Annotated in this window: 6 protein-coding genes; all 6 read left to right on the forward strand. The window is 66.9% G+C overall.

Features of this window, described 5'->3' with window-relative positions; translation table 11 throughout:
- Positions 1-680, forward strand: a 680-nt coding sequence (locus GX543_RS15725; RefSeq protein WP_290853274.1) for a glycosyltransferase, incomplete at its 5' end; no start/stop codon positions are given.
- Positions 677-1,267 (forward strand): YbjN domain-containing protein, encoded by a 591-nt coding sequence (locus GX543_RS15730; RefSeq protein WP_290853276.1) that lies wholly within the window; start codon positions 677-679, stop codon positions 1,265-1,267. The genes GX543_RS15725 and GX543_RS15730, both read left to right, overlap by 4 nt.
- Positions 1,268-1,306: 39 nt before the next feature.
- Positions 1,307-2,050, forward strand: a complete 744-nt coding sequence (locus GX543_RS15735) for a phosphoglyceromutase (RefSeq protein ID WP_290853277.1) — start codon at positions 1,307-1,309, stop codon at positions 2,048-2,050.
- A 94-nt stretch (positions 2,051-2,144) separates the two neighbouring features.
- Complete coding sequence (locus GX543_RS15740) at positions 2,145-2,450, forward strand: GNAT family N-acetyltransferase (protein ID WP_290853279.1); 306 nt, start codon at positions 2,145-2,147, stop codon at positions 2,448-2,450.
- Between the two features lie 227 nt (positions 2,451-2,677).
- Complete coding sequence (locus GX543_RS15745; RefSeq protein ID WP_290853281.1) at positions 2,678-3,856, forward strand: ATP-binding protein; 1,179 nt, start codon at positions 2,678-2,680, stop codon at positions 3,854-3,856.
- On the forward strand, positions 3,853-4,517 hold a 665-nt coding region (locus GX543_RS15750), incomplete at its 3' end, for a response regulator transcription factor (RefSeq protein ID WP_290853283.1). The genes GX543_RS15745 and GX543_RS15750, both read left to right, overlap by 4 nt.

Raw genomic sequence — 4,517 nt, forward strand, 5'->3', positions numbered from 1 at the left:
ACCGCCTGGCGGCCCGGGCCGAACTGGGACTGCGACCGGACGATGTGTTCGTCACCTTCGTCGGCCGGATCCAGCCGCTCAAGGCTCCGGACGTCCTCGTCGCCGCCATGGCTCCGCTCATCACGGCGGACGCGACGGGGCGGCTGCGCGTCATGGTCGTCGGGGGACCTTCGGGCAGTGGGCTTGCGCAGCCGTCGGCGCTGATCGATCTCGCGGAGCAGCTCGGGATCGCCGATCGCGTCGACTTCCTCCCGCCGCAGCCGCCGGAACGACTGGCGCAGGTGTATCGGGCGTCCGACGTGGTCGCGGTCCCCAGTTACTCCGAGAGCTTCGGGCTGGTGGCAATCGAGGCGCAGGCCTGCGGCATCCCGGTGATCGCCGCACGCGTCGGTGGGCTGGGAGTGGCCGTCGACGACGGCCGCACCGGTGTGCTGGTGGACGGCCACGACATCGACCAGTGGACCCGCCGGTTGTCGGAGCTGCTCGCGGATCGGACGCGCCTGGCGGCGATGGGCCAGGCGGCGGCCCTGCACGCCCGACAGTTCTCGTGGGAGCACACCACGGATGCGTTGCTTGCCAGCTACTCGCATGCGATGGTCGGGTTCGGCCGCGGTGAGCACGCTGACGCCGCCAGATTCGGGCGCACGCATTGGCGAAACAGATCAAGGATGATGGTGTGAACCCTGCACGGACGATCGACGCACTGACGGCCGCACTCGACGAAGCCGGCATGGACTACGCCCGAAAGTCGTCGGGCGGCGCCAAGTCCGAGCACTTCGTGCTCGAGCTGCCGGGCGAGCGCAAGCTCAAGACGACGGTGCTGCTGACCGCGGGCGGCCACGGCGTGCGCGTGGAGGCCTTCGTGTGCCGACGCCCCGACGAGAACTTCGAGGCCGTCTACAAGTGGCTGCTGAAGCGCAATCGGCGTTTGTACGGCATCGCCTACACGCTCGACAACATCGGCGACATCTACCTGGTCGGGCGGATCTCCGTCGACGCCCTCACCGTCGCCGAGGTGGACCGCGTCCTGGGGCAGGTGCTGGAAGCTGCCGACGGCGACTTCAATCAGATCCTCGAGATCGGTTTCCTCACCTCCATCAAGCGCGAGTGGGCGTGGCGAAAGGCGCGCGGCGAATCGATGCGCAACCTCGCGGCCTTCGAGCACCTGATCGACGAGGACGATCTCCCGGAGATCGCCCCGCTCGACGACCCGGACGCGCAACCGGTGTGGTCGGTGGGTGACGAGCCGAGCAGCGACCGTCAGTAGGTCGCGGCCGGTCGGGGGCGATATGCGAAACTGGCAGGTATGAGCAACGGCACCCTGATTCTGATGCGCCACGGCGAGAGCGAATGGAACGCGTCCAACCAGTTCACCGGTTGGGTCGACGTCGCACTCACTGACAAGGGACGGGCCGAGGCCGTCCGCGCGGGCGAACTCCTCGTCGAGCACGACCTCCTGCCCGACGTGCTGTACACCTCGCTGCTGCGTCGCGCGATCATCACCGCCCAGATCGCGCTCGACGCAGCGGATCGGCACTGGATCCCCGTGGTCCGCGACTGGCGCCTCAACGAGCGTCACTACGGCGCGCTGCAGGGGCTGAACAAGGCCGAGACCAAGGCCAAGTACGGCGACGAGCAGTTCATGCTGTGGCGCCGCAGCTATGACACTCCGCCGCCGGCCATCGAGGCCGACGCCGAGTACAGCCAGGTGGGCGACCCCCGCTACGCCGACATCGAGGTGCCGCTGACCGAGTGCCTGCTCGACGTCGTGAAGCGATTCATCCCGTACTACACCGAGACGATCGAGGCTGATCTCCGCGCGGGCAAGACGGTCTTGGTGGCCGCGCACGGGAACTCGCTGCGCGCACTCGTCAAGCACCTCGACGGCATCTCCGACGAGGACATCGCAGGCCTCAACATCCCGACCGGCAACCCGCTGCGTTACGACCTCGACGAGAACCTTCGGCCGATCACCAAGGGCGGTGTCTACCTGGACCCCGAGGCGGCGGCCGCAGGCGCGGCAGCCGTTGCGGCACAGGGAAACAAGTAGCCTGAACCGCCCCGCGGAAGCGCCACTCGCGCACCCGGCCTCGCATCGTCGAGGCCGGGTGCGCGCGTTTGTGGGCTGCGCTACATTGGAGGACATGGCTGACGGGATTCTCGAGGTAACGCATCTGTTCGATCAGGAGCGCTACCGCGCTGTGCTGAAGGACGGTGACAACGAAGCCGTGGAGGTCGGTTACGTCGACTACACGCAGGACGGCGATCGGCTGGCCCTCACCCACACCGTGGTCTACGAACGCTTCGGCGGGCGTGGTTTGGCGGCGCAGCTCGTCAAGCACGTGCTCGAAGACGTCCGTTCGAATGGGCAGGTGGTCGTTCCGGTCTGCTCCTATGTGCAGAAGTACGTCGAGAAGCATCCGGAGTACAGCGACATCGTCGCCGTCTGACAGCTCGTTTCAACGACCGCTCACTGCATCGACACGGCGCGGCAGCCGCGCGTTCAACTGTCTGCAACCCAGACCAACTCGGCGTTAACGAGGGTGGAACTCTGCCCTCCGAAGCTGCGAACTCAGGTGGACGCGACGTAAGCTTCGGGTGTGCCGTCACCGGCACCGTGAGTTTCCGATGTCCTTGAGGCGAAGCAGGGGTTGTGCAGGGCGAAGAACCGAGGCCGATGAGTTCTCGATCCGACGACCCGTTGCGATCCGACGATTCCGTGGCTCCCGACACCCCGCTCGAAGACCTGGTGATCGTCGACGAGCACCGTTCGCGGCCGGACCTGCTCGGACTGATCGTCGCGCATACCGAGACCGGCATCATCGCCGTCGACGAGTTCCACAACGTGGTGCTCTACAACAAGCGCGCGACCGACCTGGGGATGTTCCGGGACACCCTCGCCGACGGCATCGCCGAAGCGGTCACCGAGGTCTTCATCACCGGCGTGGGCCGCTACTTCGACTTCGTGCCGCCGCACTCCTCACTCGGCTTCCTCTCGACCGGGCGCACCGCCCCGCGGACTGTCGAGAACGTTCGCTGCATCGCCCGCCTCGCGGTCTTCGAAGGCGTGCGGTACGCGCTGGTGTTCGGTGACGACGACTCCACCAACCAGCGCGTCGAGGCCACTCGTCGCGACTTCGCGGCCAACGTCTCGCACGAGTTGAAGACCCCGCTCGGGGCCATCAGTCTGATGGCCGAGGCCATGCTCGAATCGAAGGACGATCCGGAAGCCGTCGACCACTTCGGGCGCCGCGTCCTCAAGGAAGCGACTCGGATGGGGACGCTGGTCAACGAGCTGATCGGCTTGTCGCGCCTGCAGGAGGGGCGGATCCCCGACTTCACCGCGCTCGACGTCGACACCCTGGTCGACGATGCGATCGCCGCAGCGAGCGTCACCGCGGAGGTCGCGCAGATCTCCCTCGTGGTGGACGCGCCCAGCCACACACAGGTGCAGGGCGACCGCACGCTGCTTCTCACCGCGCTGTCGAACCTGCTCATCAACGCCATCAACCACTCGCAGTCGGGTGACGTCGTCTCGGTGAGCCGCAAGCACGTCACCATGGACGACGAAGAGATGGTCTCGATCGCAGTCACCGACCGCGGCATCGGCATCGCCCCCGCGGACCAGCAGCGGGTGTTCGAACGATTCTTTCGCGTCGACAAGGCGCGGTCTCGGGCGACCGGCGGCACCGGACTGGGGCTGGCGATCGTCAAGCACGTGGCGGCCAGTCATGGCGGTCACATCGGACTGTGGAGTCGGCCGGGAACCGGTTCGACCTTCAGCCTGTACATACCCATCGACCCGACATCGACGAGCGACACCGGGTCGACGAACACAGAGGAACTGACGAGTTGACGCACGTACTGATTGTCGAAGACGAGGAATCGCTGGCTGATCCGCTCGCCTTCCTGCTCCGCAAAGAGGGTTTTGAAGCGAGCATCGTCAACGACGGCGCACAAGCGGTCTCGACCTTCGAGCGGCTCAATCCAGACATCGTCCTGCTCGACCTGATGCTGCCGGGAATGTCGGGCACCGAGATCTGCAAGCTGATCCGTGCCAAGTCGGCCGTCCCGGTGATCATGGTGACCGCCCGCGACGGCGAGATCGACAAGGTCGTCGGGCTCGAGCTCGGCGCCGACGACTACGTCACCAAGCCGTACTCGGCGCGCGAGCTGATCGCGCGCATCCGCGCGGTCCTACGGCGCGGCGGCGCAGTCGAGGACGACGAGGAGGCCGCGGTCGGCGTCGTCGAGGTGGGCCCGGTCCGGATGGACGTCCAGCGGCACACGGTGACCGTTGCCGGGGCCGAGGTCACGCTGCCGCTCAAGGAGTTCGACCTGCTGGAGTACCTGCTCCGCAACGCCGGTCGCGTGCTGACCCGCAGCCAGCTGATCGACCGAGTCTGGGGCGCCGACTACGTCGGCGACACCAAGACCCTCGACGTCCACGTGAAGCGCCTGCGCTCCAAGGTGGAACCCGACCCGTCACAGCCCCGCCACCTGATCACGGTGCGAGG

It is taken from the genome of Gordonia sp. (in: high G+C Gram-positive bacteria), from assembly GCF_012515855.1.
Classification (GTDB): Bacteria; Actinomycetota; Actinomycetes; order Mycobacteriales; family Mycobacteriaceae; genus Gordonia.